Genomic DNA, 21,439 nt, shown 5'->3' on the forward strand with positions numbered 1-21,439 from the left:
CTTTTACTTATCAAACATTATAAGCCAAGCCCGGTGGTTTGTCAATTATTTCCCGCCCCCTGCCCAAAAACCCCAAAAGGCCCAAAAAGCCCCCGGAGAGCAGCCGCTCCGGGGGCCTTGCAAGTTGCATGGCAGGGGTGCCTGCCTATGGTTTACCGCCGGTCATGATCCCTTCTGGGCGGGCGGCGGTCCCGGTTATCCCGGTTATCCCGATTGTCCCGCCGGGGGCCGTCGCGGTGGGGACCGTCGCGGTGGGAACCGCGGTCATTGCTGATGTCGTTCTCTGGCACGGCGCCGTCCAGGTCGATGAGGGCGTCCCGGCGGGAGAGGTTCAGCCTGCCCTTGTCATCGATCTCCAGCACCTTCACCTTCACCACGTCGCCCACGTTCACCACGTCCTCTACCTTCTCGGTGCGCTTGACGTCCAGGCGGGAGATGTGCACCAGCCCCTCTTTGCCCGGAGCGATCTCCACAAAGGCGCCGAAGTCCATCAGCCGGGTGACCCGGCCGTTGTAGTAGCTGCCCGGCTCCGGGTCATTGACAATGGTATCTACAATGTCCATGGCCCGGCGGCACTTCTCAATATCCAGGCCGGAAATGAACACATGGCCGTCCTCTTCCACATCCATGGTAATCTCGCACTCGGCGCAGATTTTCTGGATGACCTTGCCGCCTGTGCCGATAACCTCCCGGATCTTATCCACGGGGATCTGCATACTGAGCATTTTGGGGGCGTAGGGCGACAGCTCAGGCCGCACCTCCGGGATGGCTTTCAGGATGATTTCGTCGATAATATAGTTGCGGGCCTTGTGGGTCTTTTCCAGGGCCTCCTTTACCATTTCGGGGGTCAGGCCGCTGATCTTCAGGTCCATCTGGATGGCGGTGATGCCCTTTTTGGTGCCGCCCACCTTAAAGTCCATATCGCCGAAAAAGTCCTCCACACCCTGGATGTCCACCATGGTCATCCAGCGGTCGCCCTCGGTGATCAGGCCGCAGGAAATGCCTGCTACCGGCGCCTTGATGGGTACGCCGGCGTCCATCAGGGCCAACGTGGAACCGCAGATGGACGCCTGGGAGGTGGAGCCGTTGGAACTGAGCACCTCGCTGACCAGGCGGATGGTATAGGGGAACTGGTCCAGGTCCGGCACCACCGGCACCAAAGCTCGCTCGGCCAAAGCCCCATGGCCGATCTCCCGGCGGCCGGGGCCCCGGCTGGGCCGGGTTTCGCCTACGGAGAAGGAGGGGAAGTTGTAGTGGTGGATATACCGCTTGCTCTCCTCCTCGTCAATGCCGTCCAGCAACTGGTTGTCCCGGATGGAGCCCAGGGTAGCCACGGTGAGCACCTGGGTCTGGCCCCGGGTGAACATACCGGAACCGTGGGTGCGGGGCAGCAGGGCCACTTCTGCGGCCAGGGGGCGCATTTCGTCCATACCCCGGCCGTCTACCCGTTTCTGCTCGTCCAGCAGCCAGCGGCGCACCACGTACTTTTGGGTCTTATAAAGGCACTCGTCGATCTTGGCCTCCTGCTCCGGGTATTCCGGGTCAAAGCGCTCGTGCACCTTGTCATACACAGGCCGCAGCCGGGCGTCCCGCACGGTCTTGTCATCGGTATCCATGGCCGCGCGCACGTCCTCCTCGGCAAAAGCCTTAATGGCCTCGAACATCTCCGGCTCCGGCTCATTGCTGGGGTACTGGAACTTCTCTTTGCCGATCTCCGCCTGGATGCCCTGGATAAACTGTAGAATATGCTGGTTGGCCGCATGGCCGGCCATAATGGCGTTGTACATTTCCTCATCGCTGACTTCGTTGGCCCCGGCCTCGATCATAGCGATGCGCTCGGTGGTGGAGGCCACGGTAACGGCCATCCGGCTTACCTTGCGCTGCCCGGCGGTGGGGTTGATCACGTACGCCCCGTCGATCATCCCCACGGACACGCCGGAAATAGGCCCGTTCCAGGGGATATCCGAGATGGACAGGGCAATGGAGGTGCCTACCATCGCGGCGATCTCCGGCGAGCAGTCCTGGTCTACGGACATCACCGTGCAGACGATGGACACATCGTTGCGCATATCCTTGGGGAACAGGGGCCGGATGGGCCGGTCGATGACCCGGCACACCAGCACGGCTTTCTCGCTGGGGCGGCCCTCCCGTTTTAAAAACGAGCCGGGTATTTTGCCCACAGAGTAAAGTTTCTCCTCAAAATCCACGGAAAGTGGGAAAAAGTCGATGCCGTCCCGGGGTTTGGCCGAGGCGGTGGCCGCTACGTGCACCACGGTATCCCCATAGCGTACCAGGCACTCGCCGTTGGCCAACTGGCCCATTTTGCCGGTTTCTATGACCAGCGGCCGCCCGGCAAAGTCCGTTTCATAGCGCTTAAAATTCTCAAACATAATTTTCCCTTTCTCCCCTTTTTTTCAGGGGCAATTTTTGCAGACGGCCCTGTTTGACAAAGCAAACCGCCCCACAGCGCCTGTACCGGCGGCTTGATTTGTAAAACAGGGAACCATCTGGAAAGCGGTTATGGGGTATAAAGCGAAAAGGCGGCGGTCTGCCGGCAGGCAAAACCGCCGCCCTCGCTCATGCCCTTCTGGCTTTGGGGACGCCCCCCATTGCTTACTTGCGGATGCCCAGCTCGGCGATGATGGTACGGTAGCGCTCGATGTCTATCTTGGTCAGATAGTTCAAGAGGTTCCGGCGCTGGCCAACCATTTTCAGCAGGCCCCGGCGGGAGTGGTGGTCCTTCTTGTTCACGCGCAGGTGGTCGGTCAGGTCGTTGATGCGCTTGGTCAGCACAGCGATCTGCACCTCTGGCGAGCCGGTATCGCCCTCATGGCGGGCATACTTCTGGATGATCTCGGTCTTTTCCGCTTTGGTCATGATCTTCACCTTTTTCCGCGGCAGCAGCCCGGCGGCCCCGCCGCTGTAATATACACCCGCTCCCACAGGCAAAGGTTGGTGGTTCCTCTGTCCGAGGGAAGGGTATCTAAGCTATTTTAGCATACTCCAACTGGTTTGTAAAGCCTGTTTTTCCCCGGAAACAGCCCCGCCCGGAATCCCTCAGCCCGCAAGGTCCAGACCCACCCGCCCGGTTTTGGGGTTAACGGAAACCCCACAGCCCCCCAGCCAGCCGTACGCCGGCAGGCGGCCCATTAGGTTGCGCAGCATACACACCAGCATGGGGTGCAGGGCCCGGTCCTGGGGGCTGTTCATCACGTAGCTGCGGCGTAGCTTTTTCTCCAGTTCCTCCCGGTGTTTCTCCACCTCCGGCAGCGCCACCGCCAGGGGCATCTCCGAAAGGCACAGCCAGAAGTACCACAGCGGGAACCAGGGCCGTTTCTTCTCGCCGGCGTGGCGGTTATAGTTATCCACGCGGCTTTGGATCCACGCGGTATCCTCCGGCGCGGCGGCGCACAAAAACCGCAGCGCCACCAGCGAGGCGTCAAAGCACTCCCCCATCCCGTCGTCCTGGTTGCCAAAGCAGGTGCCCCGCAGCCGGCGCAGGGTCTGTTCCTGCATGGCCTGTACCTGGGGCTCCTCCGGGGCCAGCAGGCAGAGCAGCCGCAGGGTTTCCAGTTCATACAGGTTGCCTGCCAGGATCTTCGTCTTGGCCGTCTGCCCCATCAGGCTGCGCACCTGTAGCCCCTCCTCCGGCACATAGAACACCGGGTAAAGCGCCCGTTTCCCTTCCGGTTCCGCCGGCCCGGCCGGCCGCGCACCGGCCAGTATTCTGGCGGCAATGTCCGCCCGTTCCTCCGGGGGGATGGTTTCCCCCCGGATCAGCCGGTAATCGGTTTCCACCGCTAAGCGGTAAGGGCTTTTTTTGCACATACTTCCCGCTCCTTTCTTCTCTCTTCGGCAGGCATCCCTTCCATGGGCAACGGCCACCGGCGCTTACAGCACCAGCCCCCGCAGGTACTGCCCGGTATAGCTGCCCTCTACCTTTGCCACCTGCTCCGGGGTACCCTCGGCCACAATGAGCCCGCCCCGGTTGCCCCCCTCCGGGCCCAGGTCAATGATATGATCCGCTGTCTTGATCAGGTCCAAATTGTGCTCGATCACAATGACGGAGTTGCCCTTGTCCACCAGTTGCTGCAACACCTCGATCAGCTTATGCACGTCCGCGATATGCAGGCCGGTGGTGGGCTCGTCCAGAATATACACCGTTTTGCCTGTGGGCCGGCGGGAGAGTTCGGTGGCCAGCTTGACCCGCTGGGCCTCGCCACCGGAGAGGGTGGTGGCCGGCTGGCCAATCTTTACATAGCCCAGGCCCACATTGTTGAGGGTTTGCAGCTTGCGGGCCAGCCGGGGCAGGTCCCGGAAGAAGTCCAGGCCCTCTTCGGCGGTCATTTCCAGCACGTCGTAGATATTTTTGCCCTTATACTTTACTTCCAGGGTTTCCCGGTTGTAGCGGTGGCCCTTACACACCTCGCAGGGCACGTACACATCCGGCAGGAAGTGCATCTCTATGCGGATGATGCCGTCCCCCTGGCAAGCCTCGCAGCGGCCGCCCTTTACATTAAAACTGAACCGCCCTGCGTTAAAGCCCCGTAGCTTTGCCTCCTGGGTGCTGGCAAACAGCTCCCGTATATCGTTGAACAGCCCGGTATAGGTGGCCGGGTTGGAGCGGGGCGTGCGCCCTATGGGGGACTGGTCGATCTGGATGACCTTGTCCAGATGTTCCAGCCCCAATATCTCCCGGTGGGCTCCGGGGAAGGTGTGGGCCCGGTTCAGTTCCGCGGCCAGTTTTTTATAGAGGATCTCGTTGATCAGCGACGATTTGCCGGAACCGGACACCCCGGTTACGCATACCAGTTCCCCCAGGGGGATCTTCACGTCCAGGTTTTGCAGGTTATTCTGGGCCGCGCCTTTTATTTCCAGGAAATGCCCGTTGCCCTCCCGGCGTTTCTCTGGTACCTCCACCTTCTTCCGGCCGCTGAGGTAGTCCCCGGTTACGGAGCCCTTACACTTCATAATGCCCTTAACCGGCCCGGCGTAGATCACCTGCCCCCCGTGTACCCCGGCGCCGGGGCCGATGTCCACGATATAGTCCGCCTCCCGCATGGTTTCCTCGTCGTGCTCCACCACAATCACCGTGTTGCCCAAGTCACGCAGGCGTTTCAGGGTGCCCAGCAGCTTGCTGTTGTCCCGCTGGTGCAGGCCGATAGAGGGCTCGTCCAGGATATACAGCACCCCCATCAGGGAGGAGCCGATCTGGGTGGCCAGCCGGATGCGCTGGCTCTCCCCGCCGGAAAGGGTGCCGGAGGACCGGGAGAGGGTCAGGTATTCCAGCCCCACGCTTTGCAAAAAGCCCAGCCGGGACTTGATCTCCTTTACAATAGGCGCGGCAATAAGCTTTTCCCGCTCCGTCAGTTCCAGGGCCTTGACAAACTCCAGGGCCTCGGTAACGGACTTGTCGCAGAAGTCGGCGATATTCACCCCGCCTACCGTTACCCCCAGGCTTTCGGGGGAAAGGCGCTTGCCATGGCAGGCATCGCAGGGCACGGCGCTCATATAGGTTTCTATCTCCGCCTTGATCCAGTTGGAGGAGGTTTCCTTATACCGCCTCTCCAAGTTGGTAATGACCCCTTCAAAGGCCGCCATATAGCTGGTGCCGTTGCCGTACTCCCCCATGCGGGTCAGTTTGATCTTCTCCCCCTTGGTGCCGTACAGCAGCACGTCTATAATCTCTTTGGGCAACTCGCCAATGGGGGTGTCCAGAGAGAACTTATAGTGCTTGCTCAGCCCCTCCATATACATGGCGGCAATGGTGCTGCCCTCCATAGCCCAGCCGCTGGCCTTTAGGCCGCCTTTGCGGATGGACAGCCGTTTATCCGGGATGATGTTCTGGGGGTCAATGCGCATGAACACCCCCAGGCCCGTACACTTTTTGCAAGCCCCAAAGGGGTTGTTGAAGGAGAACATCCGGGGGGTCAGCTCGTCCACGCTGACGCCGTGCTCCGGGCAGGCGTAGTTTTGGGAGAAGGTGATATCCTCCCCGTCGATCACATTGACCACCACAATGCCCCCTGTCAGGCTGGCCGCCACTTCAATGGAGTCCGCCAGCCTGGAGCGGATGTCCCCCTTGACCACCAGCCGGTCCACCACGATCTCAATATTATGCTTTTGGTTTTTGTTCAACTGAATGGGCTCGTTCAGGTCATACAGCAGCCCGTCTACCCGGGCGCGCACAAAGCCGCCCCTGCGGGCCGCGTCGAACTCCTTTATATGCTCGCCCTTGCGGCCCCGCACCACCGGGGCCAGCACCTGTATTTTGCTCTGCTCCGGCAGGGCCAGCACCTGGTCCACGATCTGGTCCACGGTCTGCTGCTTGATCTCCCGGCCGCAGATGGGGCAGTGGGGGATGCCGATGCGGGCGTACAGCAGCCGCAGGTAGTCGTAAATCTCCGTTACCGTGCCCACGGTGGAGCGGGGGTTTTTGGAGGTGGTCTTTTGGTCGATGGAGATGGCCGGGGACAGGCCGTCGATCTTGTCCACGTCCGGCTTTTCCATCTGCCCCAAAAACATCCGGGCGTAGGAGGAAAGGCTTTCCACATACCGCCGCTGGCCCTCGGCATAGATGGTGTCAAAGGCCAGGGAGGACTTGCCGGAGCCGGAAAGCCCTGTCAGCACCACCAGCTTGTCCCGGGGTATGGTCACGTCGATGTTTTTCAAATTGTGTTCGCGGGCGCCGTGCACTTCTATTTTATCCAGGCTCATTGTATCTCATCCTCCCCATAGGGAAACTCATGCTCCGCTTTGGACTGGAACTCCTTCACAGAGCGTATCCTACCGTTTTCGTCAAATTCCATCAGGGACACGCCGTCAAAGCCCGCCTCCCCCTCATAGTCGCAGCAAAAGTACCACTCCACCGCCGTACGCGGCCCCTGGTGGAGAAAGCCCTTGATCCGCCATTCCAGCACCCGGCCCTTCCGGTGCCAGTCCGCAAACCATTGCCGAAACTGCCCCCGCCCCCGGTATTCCGGGCCATAGCACTCGCTGTATCGTATATCCGGGCTGAATATTTCTCCCAGCCCATCCGGCCGGTTTTCCACCCAGCAGTCAAAATATTCCCGTATCAGCCGCTCCCGCTGGCCGAAGGTTTCCCGTTCCATCCTTCTCCCCCTTTTCTTAATGCGCTCCGCTTTTTTCGCCCCGGGGCCGCAGGGCTACAGCGCCTTTTCCATCTGCATATACAGCCCCTGCTGGAAAACAGCCCGGAACCCGAATGCCCTGTACAGGGAAACGGCTGGCTCCAGGTTGCTTCTCGTATCCAGGTACAGTTTTTGGCAGCCCTGCCCCCGGGCATGGCTTTCTAGGGTTTTTAGCAGGCTTTTGGACAGCCCCCTGCCCCTGTACCTTTGCCTTACGTGCAGCCGCTTGACCTCGCCGGCCCCGTCCTCCCTTTTCCGGTAGGCAATACAGCCCGCGGGAAAGCCGTCTACATAGGCTACCCAGGCGCGCTCGATGTTTTCCCCCTGGTTGTACCGGGTATAATAGTGGCTGTCCTCCCCCATCTTGTCCAACATAAAATCGTCATGCTCCGAAAACAGCGCCAGCACCTGGGCGTCATCTGCCTCCATTGCAACAATTTCCGTTTCCCCCACTTTCCCTGCCAGCCCGTCTGGCCGGCCGGATCCTTCCCGTTCCATACTCCTCTCCCCTATCCGATGATTTCCGCTTCCCCGCCCATCAGGCTGACCGCCTGGGCGTTGGTCAGGTACACCGTACCCTCCGGCAAAGGGCCGGGGGGCGCGCCGGCCTTACAATGTACGGCCAGCCTGCGGGGCAGGTAGCCCAAATTGCCCGGCAGGTTTTGGGCCGCGATGATGCTCCCCGCGCTCACCCCCACATACACCAGGCCCTGATCCAAAGCCAGATCCAGCGCCCGGTCAAAGCCGCTGGCCTTTACCCGGCCCAGCAGGTGCTGGGTGGAGCCCCCGCAGAAGCACACGGCGTCATAGCCCGCCAGCTCCTCCGGGGGCATTTCCCTGTCCAGGTCAAAGGTGGTAATATGCCCCGGCAAAAGGCCCGCCCCCAACAGGTCGCCCATACATTTGGGCAGCACGGCCCTGGCCTCCTCGTCTATGGCCGCAGTGGGGATGAACAGCGCCCGGGCCTCTGCGGGGGGCTTTGCCAGCATCTCCAGGAAACAGTCCCGTACCGCCGGGTTCTCAAAGCCCGCTGAGGTGAGCAAAAGCTTTTTCATCCCGGTTCCCCTTTCCCAAAGCCGTTGAACCAGGCCCGCTCCTCAAAGGGGAGTTTTTTAGGCCCGGGCCGGGCCTCCCCCACCCCACGGCCTATGGGCAGGAAACACACCAACTCATACCCCTCCGGCACGCCCAGGATATCCGCCATCTTCCGGCCCAGATGGTCCTCGTCGGTGATATGCCCCTCATACCAGCAGCTTTCGTAGCCCAGGGCGCAGGCGGCCAGCAGCATATTTTCAATGGCGGCGGCATAGTCCTGCACATGGAAACACCGGTCCCGGTAGGCGCAGATCCGCCGGGTCAGCACGCACACAGCCGCCGGGGCGGTCTGGGCCACCGGCGGGTCGATGGCCCCCTTCAGCCGGCCCAGCAGTTCCGGGGCGTCTACGGCGATGAGGCTCACGGTCTGCTTATTGCACCCCGAGGGCGCGGCCAGCCCGGCCTCTAAGATCCGCCGCAGGTCCTCCCTGGGCACCGGCTCCTGCCGGTAGGCCCCCCGGTAGCTGCGCCGGGTCAAGATCAGTTCCAACATATCCTTCACAATATAATCCTCCTGATTGATCGTTTGACGTTCTATATTCTCCCTGCCCAGGGCCGCCGGAAGTCCTCCGGCCGGGCGTTGTAGTCCGCCGCCATCTGCTTTACGCAGATCTCCCATGCCTGCCCTTTGTCCATGCCTATCTCCTTTTCCTGGGCAGCGGCGCGTGGCCCGCGGCCCCGGTTTCCAGCTCCTTGATCTTGTCCCGCAGGTACGCCGCGTGCTCGAACTCCAGCAGCTTGGCCGCGGCCTTCATCTCTTTCTGGTACTTCTCGATCAGCTCCCGGCGCTCGGCAGGGGTATAATGTTTCTTTTTCTTCTTCCCATCCTCCTTGTGGCTGGAGATCTCCAAAATCTCCGCCACGTCCTTCTTAATGGTCTTGGGGGTAATACCGTGGTCTTGGTTGTACTTTTGCTGGATGCCCCGCCGCCGCTCGGTTTCGGTGATGGCGTACTCCATGGAGGGGGTCACCTGGTCGGCGTACATGATCACCTGGCCCTCCGCGTTCCGGGCCGCCCGGCCGATGGTCTGGATCAGGCTGCGGCCGCTGCGCAGGAAACCTTCCTTGTCCGCGTCCAAAATCGCCACCAAGGTCACCTCCGGCAGGTCCAGACCCTCCCGCAGCAGGTTGATGCCCACCAGCACGTCGAACTCCCCCAGCCGCAGGTCCCGGATAATCTCCATGCGCTCTACCGTGTCAATGTCATGGTGCATATACCGCACCCGGATGCCGTAGTTTTCCAGGTAGCTGGTAAGGTCCTCGGCCATTTTCTTGGTGAGGGTCGTTACCAGCACCCGTTCCTGTTTCTCCACCCGCAGGTTGATCTCGGAGATTAGGTCGTCAATCTGCCCGTCGGTGGGCTTAACCGTCACCAGGGGGTCCAGAAGGCCTGTAGGGCGTATCACCTGCTCTACCACCTGGGTGGACTTGTCCAGTTCCAAATCCCCCGGCGTGGCGCTGACAAACACAGCCTGGTTGATGTGGGAATAGAACTCGTCAAAGTCTAAAGGCCGGTTGTCATAGGCCGAGGGCAGCCGGAACCCGTAGTCCACCAGCATCTGCTTGCGGGCATGGTCACCGCCGTACATCCCCCGCACCTGGGGCAACGTTACGTGGGACTCGTCCACAAACAGCAGGTAGTCCTCCGGGAAGTAGTCCAAAAGAGTAAAAGGTGCGCTGCCCGGCTCCCGGCCGGAGAGCACCCGGGAGTAGTTCTCTATCCCCTTGCAAAAGCCGATTTCCGACAGCATTTCAATGTCATGGCGGGTGCGCTGCTCAATGCGCTGGGCCTCTATCAGCTTGCCCTGCTCTTTGAACAGGGCCGCCTGTTTCTCCATCTCGTCATAGATGCTGGCCAGGGCGGTTTTCATCTTGTCGCCGGGCACGATGTAGTGGGAGGCCGGATAGATGCCGATGTGCTTTAAGTCCCCGGTAACCTCCCCGGTGAGGGGGATGAACTCCCGGATGCGCTCGATCTCGTCCCCGAAAAACTCCACCCGCACGGCCCGTTCGCTGCTCTCGGCGGGGAATATCTCCACCACATCCCCCCGCACCCGGAACTTGTTGCGGATAAAGTTCACGTCATTGCGCTCGTATTGCAGCTCCACCAGCTTGCGCAGCAGGTCGTCCCGGTTTTTCTCCATGCCGGGGCGCAGGGAGATCACCATGGTCCGGTAGTCGATGGGGTCGCCCAGGCTGTAGATACAGGACACCGACGCTACAATGATCACGTCCCGGCGCTCGGAAAGGGCGCAGGTAGCGCTGTGGCGCAGTTTGTCGATCTCGTCATTGATGGCGCTGTCCTTCTCGATATAGGTGTCTGTCTGTACAATGTATGCCTCCGGCTGGTAATAGTCGTAATAGGACACAAAGTACTCCACCGCGTTCTCCGGGAAGAACTCCCGGAACTCCGAGCACAACTGGGCCGCCAGGGTCTTGTTGTGGGCCAGGATCAGGGTGGGCCGGTTCAGCCGTTCGATCACATTGGCCATGGTAAATGTTTTGCCGGAGCCGGTGACGCCCAGTAGGGTCTGCTCCTTCATACCCCTGTTTACCCCCTGCACCAGCCGGTCAATGGCCTCCGGCTGGTCGCCGGTAGGCTTGAACTTGGATGAAAGCTTAAAATCCATAAATCCTCCTGTGCTCGCGCCGCTAGAGTCTGTTTTAAAACCGGAGAAATGCCGGATTTTTGTCCAAAAACGAGGGCTTTCAAGGAAAAAACCGCAAGAAAAGCTTGCCGCCAGAAAGGCTTGCAGCCTTTCGAGGAGTTTTGACACAGAAAGCACCTTTTCAGGGCAAAATAGACGGCGTTTCGGCGTTTTAAAACAGACTCTAGGGCGCGGGGCCTGTTTTCCGCCAAAGTAAAGGGGCCGCAGCCCGCCCTTACTGCCTTTCCTGCCAAAAGGCTGCCGCAATCTCGTTGGTTTCCTTTACCCTCTGCCGCTGCTCCTCCAGGGCCATAGCCAGCATATCCGCCAGCAGCCCGCTTTCCGCAAAGGAAAACTCGTCCCTCTCCGTAAAGATGATATGGTCCCGCAGGTCCACACCAATGCCCATAAGCGCCCGCAATGCCTGCCCTGTGGCGGCAATATCCTCTATAGAGGGCAGCACGTCGCCGGTGGGGTGGTTGTGGGCTATCACGATCCCGCTGGCGTCATAGCTGTCGCACAGCCCTGCCAGCCGGCGGAAGTTCAGCGTTACCCCGCCAATACCCCCCTCAAAAACAGGCCCGCCGTACAGGTACCTGCCCCTGCTATCCAGCAGCAGGGCCGCCACCCGCTCTGTTCTGCTGCCCAAAAAAGCCGGCCGCAGCAACTCTACAAAGCAGGCAAAGTCCGGTATGTCGCGGGCGCCCTCGGCGGCGTCTTCCATGTAGGCCCGGGCCAGTTCCAGGGAAAGCCGCAGAAAACGGGCGCTTTGGGCTGTCATGCCGGGCAGCCGCGCCAACTCCGCCTCTGGGGCCGGCAGGATGTTCCGCAGCCGGCCCAGTCGGCTTTTTAGCTGCCCAAAGGCCCTGCGGGCGTCCGCCTCCGGCAGCAGCATGGCCAGCAGTTCTTCCAAAAGGACCATGCCCTGGCTGTCTTCTGGGGGCAGGGCCCCTTTTTTGCCACCTCTCATTGCAATATGCCCCTCCCCTTTTTGCGGCAGCACGCTCTTGCATCATCATATCAAACATTTGTTTCTTTGTCAAGCGGTTTTTGCACCCGGAACTACCCGGCCGGAAATTTTCCGTTTGATGGATTTTTCCTGGAAATTGCCAAAATTTTATGATGTTTTCACTATATTTAGCACGACACCCTGGGGTGTTATGTCAATAGTGCCGTAACTGGGCTCGTAGCCGCTAAGCCTGCCGGGATTCAGAATATACAGGCCGTCCTGGTAATCGGCGCGGGCCTGGTGGGTGTGGCCGAACAGCAGCACCTGGGCCCCCCGTTTCCCGGCCTCGGCCAGCACGGCGCCGTCCCCGGATTTTACCCCGTAAAGGTGGCCGTGGGTGTAAAAGATCTTTACCCCTTCCAGCTCCAATTCGGCCTCGTCGGGCAGGCTGCTGCCCCAGTCGCAGTTCCCTTTTACCTGGTAAAAAGCCTTTTTTAAGAAGGCCCGGCGGACCTGCTCCGCCTCTTCCGCGCCGTCCCCCAGATGGATGACGGCCTCTGCCTGGGGCTGTGCCAGCACCGCCCGCCGCAGCCGGGCGCTGTCGCCGTGGGTGTCTGATGTTACTAGGATACGCATTTGTTACCTCCATATATTGATTGTTTACTCGAACTCCCCCTATATATACGCATATTGCGGGGAGAGGAATCAACCGGGCCCCTGCCGCATAGGATGTATAGGCGCTATGATCTTCCACCACCGAACCATAAGGGAGGCTTACCCTATGAAAGAGAATAAACCCGATAAATCCCAGGAAAACGCCCGGTTGGACGCTTTGCTGAACATGACCGCCCAGCGGCTGGGCTCTACCCCGGAGGCCCTGAAAGCCGCCGCCCAGAACGGCGACCTTTCCCGGCTGATGGGGGGGATGGGCCAGGCGGAGGGCGAGGCTATGCAAAAGGTGCTCTCTGACCCGGAGGCGGCCAAAAAGTTGCTCTCCACCCCCCAGGCCCAGGCCCTGCTGAAGATGCTGGGCGGGGGGAAATAGGGCCAAAAAGCGTTTTTTAGCCCCGGTTAGGGGCAAATTACCGGCCGTTCTTAGGCAGTTCTTAGCCGGGTATTGCCCAGGTATGCACCGGGTATTGGGCAGGTAGTGAAGGGGTATTCCCCGGCCGGTTGTAAAGCTGATTGCTTGCCACTCCGGTTGCCGGTGAAAATTTGATTGGAAAGGGGGCGTGGGCCGTGGATGACCTGAACCAGCAGATCAGCCAGTTCCTCTCTGACCCGAACAGTATGCGCCAACTGCAAAGCATGATGAACTCCCTGGGGCTGCATCCTGGGGCCGGTGGGCAAGGCAACGCCAACCCCTCCCCCGGTTCCGCCCCGGACCCATCCCCCGGCGCCTCCGGGTCCTCCCCCCATGCCTCTCCTGGGACCGGCCCTGCCGGGGGGATGCCGGACCTCTCTGCCCTGGCAGGGGCGTTGGGGGCGCTGGGCGGGCAGCAGGGGGGCCAACAGGGGGGCGGCTCCGGCGGGCTGGGGGCCCTAAGCAGCCTGGCCGGACTGGGCGGGCTGGGCGGCGGAAACGGCGCGGACACCCTGGCCTTTGCCGCCCGGCTGGCCCCTTTGCTGGGGCAACTGAACCAGGAGGATGACGCGACCCGGCTGCTGCGGGCCCTGCGGCCCATGCTCAGCGAGGCCAGGCGGCAGAAGATCGACGAGGCCATTAAGATATTGCAGCTTATGCGGCTGCTGCCCATGTTGCGGGATTTGGGCGGCCTGCCGGGGCTGCTGTAGCCGGGAAAGGAGGCCACCCGTATGCCTGAGCAAGAACACAACAGTATGCGCCGTATGCAGGAGGAGGCCGCCCGCCGGGCCAGGGAAATGCAGGCCCGTGCCCGGCACCCCCTGCCCCCCCAGGGCCAGAAACAGGCCCCCGCCACCCCTCCGCCGCCGGCACCGGCACCGCCGCCGGTACAGGAACCCCCGCCGAACCCCCCGCCCCCTCTCCCGTTGGCCGCACCCGGTCAGCCGGCCCCCGGCGGGCTGCTGGAGGAACTGTTTAAGGACCGGGAGCGCACCATGCTGCTGGCACTGCTCATCTTGCTGGGCGCCGAGGGCGGCAACCATGAGCTGATGTTCGCTTTGCTGTTTTTGTTGCTGTAGGGGGCCTCCGGCGGGCAAGGGGGCTTTGCCCCCCTGCACCCCCCACCACTTTTGAAAAAGTGGACAAAACTTTTATGCGCGCGCTTTTTTTCGCTTGCTGTTTTTGTTGCTGTAGGGGGGCCTCCGGCGGACAGGGGGACTTTTCCCCCCTGCACCCCCCACCACTTTTGAAAAAGTGGACAAAACTTTTATGCGCGCTCTTTTTTTCGCTTGCTGTTTTGTTGCTGTAGGGGGGCCTCCGGCGGGCAAGGGGGCTTTGCCCCCCTGCACCCCCTACCACTTTTGAAAAAGTGGACAAAACTTTTATGCGTTTTTTGCGGGCGCTCTCTTTTTCCGCTTTTTGTACCTTTTTGTATCAAATGGAAACGGGAAATCGTGGGCCTTGACGTTTGGATAAGGGAACGGCTATGAGAAAATCTTTTTTCTTTTTGCTGTTTGGGACTTGTTTGAAAATAGGGCGAATGACAATTTTTTGGGGCAGTTACAAAGCAGATAATGGGCACCCTGCACACTATAGCGGAAAACCGGGGGGATGCGCGGCTGGCTTTTCCGGTTATTTCTTGCAGGAATCAGAGTACGGTTCATAAGGGGGACGCTTGGCCGGGTCCAGGGGCGGTCTTAGCCCCTGGCGGGGGGGTGTGGGGGCGAGGAGCCCCCACGGCCCATTCAGAGGAGCCCCCGCGGCCCTTTCAGGTGATGACGCCGCCGGCCAGGACCTGGTCGCCGGCGTAGAGCACCACGGCCTGGCCCCGGGTGATGGCCCGCTGGGGCTGGTCGAACACCACTTGCAGCCGGTCGCCGTCCACTTGCAGGGCCGTGGCGGGCTGCTCCTGTTGGCGGTAGCGCACCTTGGCCGTCACCCGCATGGGGGTGGGGATGGCCGGCACCCCGATGAAGTTCAGGTCACGGGCCACCAGTTTTTGGGAGAACAGTTCCTCCTGCCGGCCCAGGACCACCTGGTTTTCCTGGGGGCGGATGCCGCACACGTACATAGGCTGGGGGAACGACAGGCCCAGGCCCTTGCGCTGGCCGACGGTGTAGTGGATGATCCCCTTATGCCGGCCGTACACCTGCCCCGCCGTGCCTGTGAAGTCCCCCGGCACGGCGGGCGTGCCCGTATGGCGCTGGATGAACCCGGCGTAGTCCCCGTCCGGCACAAAACAGATATCCTGGCTCTCCGGCCGGTGGGCGTTGCGGAAACCGGCCTCCTGGGCCATCTGCCGCACCTGGGCCTTGGTCAGCCCGCCCAGAGGCAGCAGCAGCCGGGACAGTTGGCTTTGGGTGAGGTTATAGAGCACGTAGCTTTGGTCTTTGTCCGGGCTCAGGCCCTTTTTCAGCAGCCAGCGGCCGGTTTGGGGGCAGCGCGCCACCCGTGCGTAGTGGCCGGTGGCAAGGTACCCTGCCCCCAGCTCCTCTGCCCGGCGGAACAGCTTGCCCAGCTTGACGTACCGGTTGCAGTCAATGCAGGGGTTGGGGGTTTCCCCCCGCTGGTAGGCGCCGGCAAAGCGGTCCATGACCTCCCGGCGGAAGTCGGCCCCAAAGTTGAACACGTAAAAGGGCATACCCAGCCGGTGGGCCGTGGCCCTGGCGTCCTCTACGCTTTCCAGGGAGCAGCAGGCCTTCTCCCCGGCGGGGCCTGTGGGTTCCCCCTCAAACAGTTTCAGGGTGACGCCCCAGGCCTCGTACCCGGCCCGCTGCACCAGCAGGGCCGCCACGCTGGAATCTACCCCGCCGCTCATGGCCACCAGGGCCCGGCCGCTCATAGGTTTGCCACGTCCAGGCCCTGGGCGTGGGTGGCGAAGAAGGCCCGCAGCTTGTCCCGGATCAGCCCTGCGCCGCCGGGGACGTTGCTCTCTATATTGATGGGCAGGATGGGGTCGTGGACGGAGAGGCGCACCAAAAACCAGCCCGCCCCCTGCCCGGCGGGGAAAGACACCCGGACGCCCTCGTGGTTGTCCGGGGCGATTTGCCAGCCCGCTGCCTGGGCGTGGGCCGTCAGGGTTTCGATAAGCTGCCCGCCCCGGGCCCGGAAGTCCGGGTCTGTGATGGGCACCCGCACCTCTTGGGACTCGGCGGGCTCTTGCAGGGGGGAGAGGAGGTCCTCCAGCCCCTGGCCCTGCCGCCGGAGGGCGGCCAGCTTGATGAGGATCTTCGTGACCAGGTAGGCCCCGTCATCCAGGAAGTAGTTCTCCCGCAGGGCGGCGTGGCCGCTGGTTTCTATGGCCAAGGGGCAGTCCTCCCCCAGGGCGTTGCGGCGCTGGGCCTCATTGATGACGTTTTTGTACCCCCGCTTGAACCGGCAGTGCCGGCCCCCCAGGGTGGTTTCGATGTAATCGTGGAGGCCGTCGGAGGTGATGGAGTCTGTGACCACCGTGCCGCCGGGGGCATCCTCCAGGGCGATGGCCGCGGCCACGGCCACCAGCCGGTTGCGGTTGATCTCCCGGCCGTGGCTGTCTACCACAGCGGCCCGGTCTACGTCCGTATCAAAGACCACGCCCAGGTCGGCCCCTGCCGCCACCACCGCCCGGCTGGCGGAGGCCATGGCGGTTTTGTCCTCCGGGTTGGGCACATGGTTGGGGAACCGGCCGTCCGGCTCCAGGAACTGGCTGCCGGATATATCCGCCCCCAGGGGGGCCAGCACCTGCCCGGCGTAAAAGCCCCCGGCCCCGTTGCCGGCATCTACCACAATGTGGAAACCCTCCAGGGGGCGCTCTGCCCCGCCGGCACCGGCCCGGATAACCTTACGCAGATGGGCGGCGTACTGCTCCATATGGCCGCATGGCTGCCAGCTTCCCCCTTCGGCCTTGGGGGGACAGGCCCCGGCCCCGGCCAGGCGCAGCACTTCTTCCATGTCCGGGGCGTCCAGGCCGCCGTCTTTGGTGAAGAACTTGAGGCCGTTGCGGTACCAGGGATGGTGGCTGGCCGTGACCTGTACCGCGCAGTGGCAGGGGATATCCAGCACCGCCATGAACATGGAGGGGGTGGAGGCCAGCCCGCAGTCATAACAGGTGGCGCCGGCGGCCCGGAAAGCCCGCTCCAGCGCCCCGGTGATGCGGGGGCCGGACAGGCGGGAGTCGCGGCCCACTGCCAGCCGTAGGTTTTTGGCCGGTATATCCAGCCGTTTTTCGCACCACACTAAAAACGCGGCGGCTATGGCCTCTACCACGCCGTCATCTAACTCTACCGGCCCGTGCGCCGGGGTTTCTTCCGCAATGCCCCGGACGTCTGTGCCGCTTTTTAGGGACAGTAAATCCATTTGGATCACTCCTTTCCATTGTATTGCTTATTGTATCAAATGTGCGCCCAGGATGCAACTGCCTGGCTTTAGATACTTGGGCGGGCGCTGAAGGTTGTGGGGCGCTGCCCCACACCCCGCAAGCGCAGTTGCGTTCGCAAGCGAACTCGGCCGCGCTTGACCGGCCGAGAATGGCTCTACTTATCCTTCTTTATAAAGAAGGGGTAGAGGCTCTTAGAAAAGTTAGGAGATGGTTTACTTTTTGGCTGACGGGGGGGATTAGCCTGCCCTTCAAGAAAAAAAGAAAAAGGAAGTTTTCCCCTTAAGTTTTACAGGGGTGCTTTGCTTTTGATGTTTTGCGCGCCCGGCGGGGGGACGCGTGGCCGGGTCCAGGGGCGGCCTTAGCCCCTGGCGAGGTCCAGGGGCGAGGGTCGCCAGTGGCGACCGTTCCGAGCCGACCGAGCCGGCAGGCGAGAAAGTAGCCCTGGGGTGGGGGCAACCCCGGATGCCGGCGGTGCTTGACCGGCCCACTTGCATATGGTATAATCAGAAAAAAAGGAGGCGCCCGGATATGTGGCCGTTTTTGAAAAAGCACGTGACATGGTTTCTCACCCGCATAGACCGGGACCGGGTAGACTCGGCCTCGGCCCATGGGGCGTTCTTCCTGATCATCTCTTTTTTGCCATTTTTGGCGTTTTTGCTGACGCTGATGCAGATGATCCACTTTTCCTCCGGCTTGACCATGATCGAGGCGGCGCTGGAGCTTTTGCCGCCGGCCATATCCACGGCCCTTTCGGCGCTGATACCCAGCCCGCTGGTGGCCTCGGGGGTGCTGCCGGTGGCGGTGGTGACGGCGGTGTGGTCATCCTCCATGGGCATGGTGGCCATTATCAAGGGGCTGGACCATGTTTACGAGGTGAAGGAGAGCCGCAACTACATCCTTTTGCGGGCCATAGCAGTGCTGTACGTGGTGCTGCTGGCGGTGGCGCTGATTGCCGCGGCTTTGCTGCTGGTGTTTGGGTCTACCATCTACCGGTTCCTCTCCGCCCGCTGGCCTACGCTGGCGGCGCTGCTGATCAACTTTAAGTCTTTGGCGGGGTTCGTGCTGCTGTTTGTGTTTTTTGCCCTGCTTTACAGCTTTGTGCCCCGGCGGCGGATCAAGCTGCGCTATAACCTGGCGGGGGCGGCCTTTGGGGCCGGGGGCTGGGTGCTGTTCTCCTTTTTCTTCTCGCTGTTTGTGGAGAACTTCTCCAACTTCTCCCTGTACGGCAGCCTGGCCACGCTGGTTATTTTGATGTTCTGGCTGTTCTTTTGTATGTACATCCTTTTTTTAGGGGGCGAGGTGAGTATGTGGCTGGCTACCAGCGGGGTACAAAAGGATTTTCGCGCCCTGCTGCGGGGCAAGCCCAAGAAGTATAAGTTTACGCGCACGCCGGCCCATACGGAGGCCACCGCGGATAAGGAGGGGAAATGATGGAGGTTTGGGATATCTACGACCGGGACGGGGCGCTGACCGGCCGCACCCACCCCCGTGGGGAGCCGTTGGCCCAGGGGGACCGGCACCTGGCGGTATCTGTTACCGTGATAAACGGGCAAGGGGAGGTACTGCTTACCCGGCGCAGCATGGAAAAGCCCCTGATGCCCGGCGCCTGGGAGTGCCCTGGCGGCGGCGTACTGGCCGGGGAAACCAGCCGGCAGGGGGCGGTACGGGAACTGTGGGAGGAAACCGGCCTACGGGCCGCGCCGGAGGAACTGGCCTATCTGGCCCGGCGGCAGGGCCCGGACTGGTTTATAGACGACTACGGCCTGCGGCGGGATGTGGAGATAGGGAGCCTTACCCTACAGCCCGGAGAAACGGACGGCGCCCAGTGGATGCCCCTGGACCGGTGGGAGCAAAAAGCCCGGACCGGGGAACTGTTCGCCAGGGGGTACACCGAGGGGTACTATGCCGCCGTACACCGGCTGGCGGCAGGGGACCTGGACAAGCCCGCCCCCACGGAACTGTTGGATATCTACGACAGGGAGGGGAACCCCACGGGCCGTACCTGCCGCCGGGGCACGGCTTTGGCGGCGGGGAAATTCTGCCTGGTGGTGGCCATTACCATTTACGACGGGCAGGGGCGGATCCTTTGCACTCTGCGCAGCCCGGAAAAGCCGGGCGCCCCCAACACCTGGGAGAGCCCCGGCGGCAGCGTGCTGGCCGGGGAAACCAGCCGGCAGGGGGCCGTACGGGAACTGATGGAGGAAACCGGCCTTACCGCGCGGGAAGAGGAACTGGCTTTTTTGCACCGCCGGCAGTTTGGGAACATCTACATGGATGTATACGCCCTGCGCCGGGATATCCCCGCCGGTATGGTGCGGTTGCAGCCAGGGGAAACGGCCGGGGCCAGGTGGTTCCCCCTGGAGGAATGGGAACGGCTGGCCCGGCAGCGGGTGATTTTGGCCGGGGGTTATACGGATACTTTTTTTGCGGCCGTGCGCGGGCTGGCTGCCGCATCATCATGGGACGCCATGGAACATAAGGAGGAAACAAGATGCCTGTAAAAGTGGGAATGATCAGCCTGGGCTGTGCCAAAAACCAGGTGGACGGGGAAGTGCTGATGGCCAGCTTGAAGGCCGCGGGCTATCAACTGGTGGACGATGTGGCCATGGCGGATGTGGCCATTGTCAACACCTGCGGTTTTATTGCCAGCGCCAAGAAGGAGTCTATTGACGAGATACTGGAGCTGGCCATGCTGAAAAAGGAGGGGCGCATTAAAAAGCTGGTGGCCACCGGCTGCCTGGCCCAGCGCTACCAGGAGGAGATGCGCCGGGAGATACCGGAACTGGACGGGGTCCTCGGCATTGGGGCCAACGGGGAGATTGCCCGGCATATCGGCAATATGTTGGAGGGGGGGCCGGTAGAGGCTTTCCCGGAAAAGGAGCGGCTGCCCATTTGCGGGGAGCGGGAGTTGACCACCCCCAGTTGGAGCGCGTACTTGAAAATCGCCGAGGGCTGCGACAACCGCTGCACCTACTGTGCCATTCCGGGCATACGGGGGGGCTACCGCAGCCGGGCTATGGAGGATATAGAGGCCGAGGCCAGGGCTTTGGCGGCCAATGGGGCGAAGGAACTGGTGCTGATTGCCCAGGACACCACCCGGTACGGCATAGACCTGTACGGCGGGTACTCCCTGGCCGGGCTGCTGCGCCGGCTGGCGAAGATAGAGGGCCTGTGCTGGCTACGGGTGCTGTACTGCTACCCGGACGCCATTACCGACGAACTGCTGGACGTAATGGCCCAGGAGGAGAAGGTGGTGCCTTACATCGACCTGCCTTTGCAGCACTGCGCGGGCCGGGTGTTACAGGCCATGAACCGCCGGGGGGACCGGGCGAGCCTGGCGGCGCTGATTGGGAAAATACGGGCGCGGGTGCCCGGTGTGATTTTACGCACCACGCTGATTACCGGGTTCCCCGGAGAAACGGAAGAGGACTTTGCAGAACTGGCCGGGTTTGTGAAGGAGATGGCCTTTGACCGGCTGGGCTGCTTTGCCTACTCGCAAGAGGAGGGCACCCCTGCCGCGGAACTGCCCCATCAGGTGGAGGAAGAGGAAAAGGAGCGCCGGGCAGAGATCATCACCAGTATGCAGATGGATATTTGGGAGCGCAAGGCCCAGGGCTATGTGGGCCGCCGGCTGCGGGTGCTGACGGAGGGCTTTGACCGCTACGCCGAGTGCTGGTTTGGGCGCACGTATATGGACGCCCCCGACGTGGACGGGCGGATCTTCTTTACCCCCGGCGAAACCGGCAAACGCCCTGTGCTGGGGCAGTTTGTGGAGGTGGAAGTGGACGGCTGCCTGGACGGCGACCTGACCGGGCAGATCGCCGACGTGGAGTAGGGCTGCTTGCGCTTGTTTGGGCTTGCCTCCGGCGGCGCAAGGGGCGCTGCCCCTTGCGGATCCCTGCCAGGGGCCACAGGCCCCTGGACTCCCTTCCGTTATCTGCCGCTCTCAGCGTCTTAGGCTGTTTGCTCGACCGCCGGTGGGGCGCTTGCCTGCGTTTTGCTTGTTTTGCCGGTTTGGGGCTTCCGGCTGCGGCAGGGACTGTTTGCGCTTGTTTGGGCCTGCCTCCGGCGGCACAAGGGGCGCTGCCCCTTGCGGATCCCTGCCAGGGGCCACAGGCCCCTGGACCCCCTTCCGTTATCTGCCTCTCTCAGCGT

20 protein-coding genes are annotated in these 21,439 nt (G+C 62.0%); 7 read left to right on the forward strand and 13 right to left on the reverse strand.

The annotated features are described in order from the left end of the window. Positions 1 to 152: 152 nt before the first annotated feature. The 9 genes from U8U01_RS14120 to uvrB form a co-directional block, all read right to left on the reverse strand. Positions 153 to 2,390 carry a polyribonucleotide nucleotidyltransferase gene (locus U8U01_RS14120; RefSeq protein WP_322175494.1) on the reverse strand — a complete coding sequence of 746 codons (2,238 nt, stop codon included), beginning with the start codon at positions 2,388 to 2,390 and terminating at the stop codon, positions 153 to 155. Between the two features lie 223 nt (positions 2,391 to 2,613). Further along, the gene (gene rpsO / locus U8U01_RS14125) at positions 2,614 to 2,877 is read right to left on the reverse strand and encodes a 30S ribosomal protein S15 (RefSeq protein WP_322175564.1); all 264 of its coding nucleotides are present in this window, start codon (positions 2,875 to 2,877) and stop codon (positions 2,614 to 2,616) included. A gap of 180 nt (positions 2,878 to 3,057) precedes the next feature. Then, the gene (locus tag U8U01_RS14130; protein ID WP_322175496.1) at positions 3,058 to 3,828 is read right to left on the reverse strand and encodes a hypothetical protein; all 771 of its coding nucleotides are present in this window, start codon (positions 3,826 to 3,828) and stop codon (positions 3,058 to 3,060) included. A 63-nt stretch (positions 3,829 to 3,891) separates the two neighbouring features. Continuing rightward, a complete protein-coding gene (uvrA, locus tag U8U01_RS14135; RefSeq protein WP_322175498.1) occupies positions 3,892 to 6,717 on the reverse strand; it encodes an excinuclease ABC subunit UvrA in 2,826 nt (941 codons plus the stop codon). After that, complete coding sequence (locus tag U8U01_RS14140; protein WP_322175501.1) at positions 6,714 to 7,112, reverse strand: nuclear transport factor 2 family protein; 399 nt, start codon at positions 7,110 to 7,112, stop codon at positions 6,714 to 6,716. The genes uvrA and U8U01_RS14140 overlap by 4 nt, the downstream gene beginning before the upstream one ends. Positions 7,113 to 7,166: 54 nt before the next feature. Next, positions 7,167 to 7,649, reverse strand: a complete 483-nt coding sequence (locus tag U8U01_RS14145; protein WP_322175503.1) for a GNAT family N-acetyltransferase — start codon at positions 7,647 to 7,649, stop codon at positions 7,167 to 7,169. A gap of 11 nt (positions 7,650 to 7,660) precedes the next feature. Continuing rightward, positions 7,661 to 8,206 (reverse strand): Type 1 glutamine amidotransferase-like domain-containing protein, encoded by a 546-nt coding sequence (locus U8U01_RS14150; protein WP_322175505.1) that lies wholly within the window; start codon positions 8,204 to 8,206, stop codon positions 7,661 to 7,663. After that, the gene (locus tag U8U01_RS14155) at positions 8,203 to 8,739 is read right to left on the reverse strand and encodes a nitroreductase family protein (protein ID WP_322175566.1); all 537 of its coding nucleotides are present in this window, start codon (positions 8,737 to 8,739) and stop codon (positions 8,203 to 8,205) included. Before U8U01_RS14155 ends, U8U01_RS14150 begins: the two co-directional genes overlap by 4 nt. A gap of 145 nt (positions 8,740 to 8,884) precedes the next feature. Then, positions 8,885 to 10,876: an excinuclease ABC subunit UvrB gene (uvrB, locus tag U8U01_RS14160; RefSeq protein ID WP_322175508.1), complete on the reverse strand. Its 1,992-nt coding sequence runs from the start codon at positions 10,874 to 10,876 to the stop codon at positions 8,885 to 8,887. Positions 10,877 to 10,935: 59 nt separating this feature from the next. Here uvrB and U8U01_RS14165 point away from each other — a divergent pair, with 59 nt between their 5' ends. Continuing rightward, positions 10,936 to 11,070, forward strand: coding sequence for a hypothetical protein (locus U8U01_RS14165; RefSeq protein WP_322175510.1), 135 nt, complete (start codon positions 10,936 to 10,938; stop codon positions 11,068 to 11,070). Between the two features lie 59 nt (positions 11,071 to 11,129). On the opposite strand, the gene U8U01_RS14170 is transcribed toward U8U01_RS14165, so the two are convergent. Both U8U01_RS14170 and U8U01_RS14175 read right to left on the reverse strand, forming a co-directional pair. Beyond that, the gene (locus U8U01_RS14170) at positions 11,130 to 11,864 is read right to left on the reverse strand and encodes a JAB domain-containing protein (RefSeq protein WP_322175512.1); all 735 of its coding nucleotides are present in this window, start codon (positions 11,862 to 11,864) and stop codon (positions 11,130 to 11,132) included. A 147-nt stretch (positions 11,865 to 12,011) separates the two neighbouring features. Then, on the reverse strand, positions 12,012 to 12,479 hold the full coding sequence (locus tag U8U01_RS14175; protein ID WP_322175515.1) for a metallophosphoesterase: 468 nt from the start codon (positions 12,477 to 12,479) through the stop codon (positions 12,012 to 12,014). 145 nt (positions 12,480 to 12,624) lie between these two features. Here U8U01_RS14175 and U8U01_RS14180 point away from each other — a divergent pair, with 145 nt between their 5' ends. The 3 genes from U8U01_RS14180 to U8U01_RS14190 all read left to right on the forward strand — a co-directional run bounded on the left by U8U01_RS14180 (position 12,625) and on the right by U8U01_RS14190 (position 14,006). Continuing rightward, positions 12,625 to 12,888, forward strand: coding sequence for a hypothetical protein (locus U8U01_RS14180; protein ID WP_322175518.1), 264 nt, complete (start codon positions 12,625 to 12,627; stop codon positions 12,886 to 12,888). A 194-nt stretch (positions 12,889 to 13,082) separates the two neighbouring features. Further along, positions 13,083 to 13,637, forward strand: coding sequence for a hypothetical protein (locus tag U8U01_RS14185; protein ID WP_322175521.1), 555 nt, complete (start codon positions 13,083 to 13,085; stop codon positions 13,635 to 13,637). Between the two features lie 21 nt (positions 13,638 to 13,658). Beyond that, the gene (locus U8U01_RS14190) at positions 13,659 to 14,006 is read left to right on the forward strand and encodes a hypothetical protein (RefSeq protein ID WP_322175523.1); all 348 of its coding nucleotides are present in this window, start codon (positions 13,659 to 13,661) and stop codon (positions 14,004 to 14,006) included. A 689-nt stretch (positions 14,007 to 14,695) separates the two neighbouring features. Here U8U01_RS14190 and mnmA read toward each other — a convergent pair. Beyond that, on the reverse strand, positions 14,696 to 15,769 hold the full coding sequence (gene mnmA / locus U8U01_RS14195; RefSeq protein WP_322175526.1) for a tRNA 2-thiouridine(34) synthase MnmA: 1,074 nt from the start codon (positions 15,767 to 15,769) through the stop codon (positions 14,696 to 14,698). After that, positions 15,766 to 17,262: a phosphohexomutase domain-containing protein gene (locus U8U01_RS14200; RefSeq protein WP_322175530.1), complete on the reverse strand. Its 1,497-nt coding sequence runs from the start codon at positions 17,260 to 17,262 to the stop codon at positions 15,766 to 15,768. The genes mnmA and U8U01_RS14200 overlap by 4 nt, the downstream gene beginning before the upstream one ends. 550 nt (positions 17,263 to 17,812) lie before the next feature. On the opposite strand from U8U01_RS14200, the gene U8U01_RS14205 reads away from it, so the two are divergent. Genes U8U01_RS14205 through rimO form a run of 3 tightly spaced genes read left to right on the forward strand, consistent with a single transcriptional unit; the run spans position 17,813 to position 21,119 of the window. Continuing rightward, complete coding sequence (locus tag U8U01_RS14205; RefSeq protein WP_322175533.1) at positions 17,813 to 18,715, forward strand: YihY/virulence factor BrkB family protein; 903 nt, start codon at positions 17,813 to 17,815, stop codon at positions 18,713 to 18,715. Next, on the forward strand, positions 18,715 to 19,785 hold the full coding sequence (locus tag U8U01_RS14210; RefSeq protein WP_322175536.1) for an NUDIX hydrolase: 1,071 nt from the start codon (positions 18,715 to 18,717) through the stop codon (positions 19,783 to 19,785). Before U8U01_RS14205 ends, U8U01_RS14210 begins: the two co-directional genes overlap by 1 nt. After that, positions 19,776 to 21,119 carry a 30S ribosomal protein S12 methylthiotransferase RimO gene (gene rimO, locus U8U01_RS14215; RefSeq protein ID WP_322175538.1) on the forward strand — a complete coding sequence of 448 codons (1,344 nt, stop codon included), beginning with the start codon at positions 19,776 to 19,778 and terminating at the stop codon, positions 21,117 to 21,119. The genes U8U01_RS14210 and rimO overlap by 10 nt, the downstream gene beginning before the upstream one ends. Positions 21,120 to 21,439 lie beyond the last annotated feature (320 nt).

Source organism: Acutalibacter caecimuris, from assembly GCF_034335085.1.
GTDB lineage: Bacteria > Bacillota > Clostridia > Oscillospirales > Acutalibacteraceae > Acutalibacter > Acutalibacter caecimuris.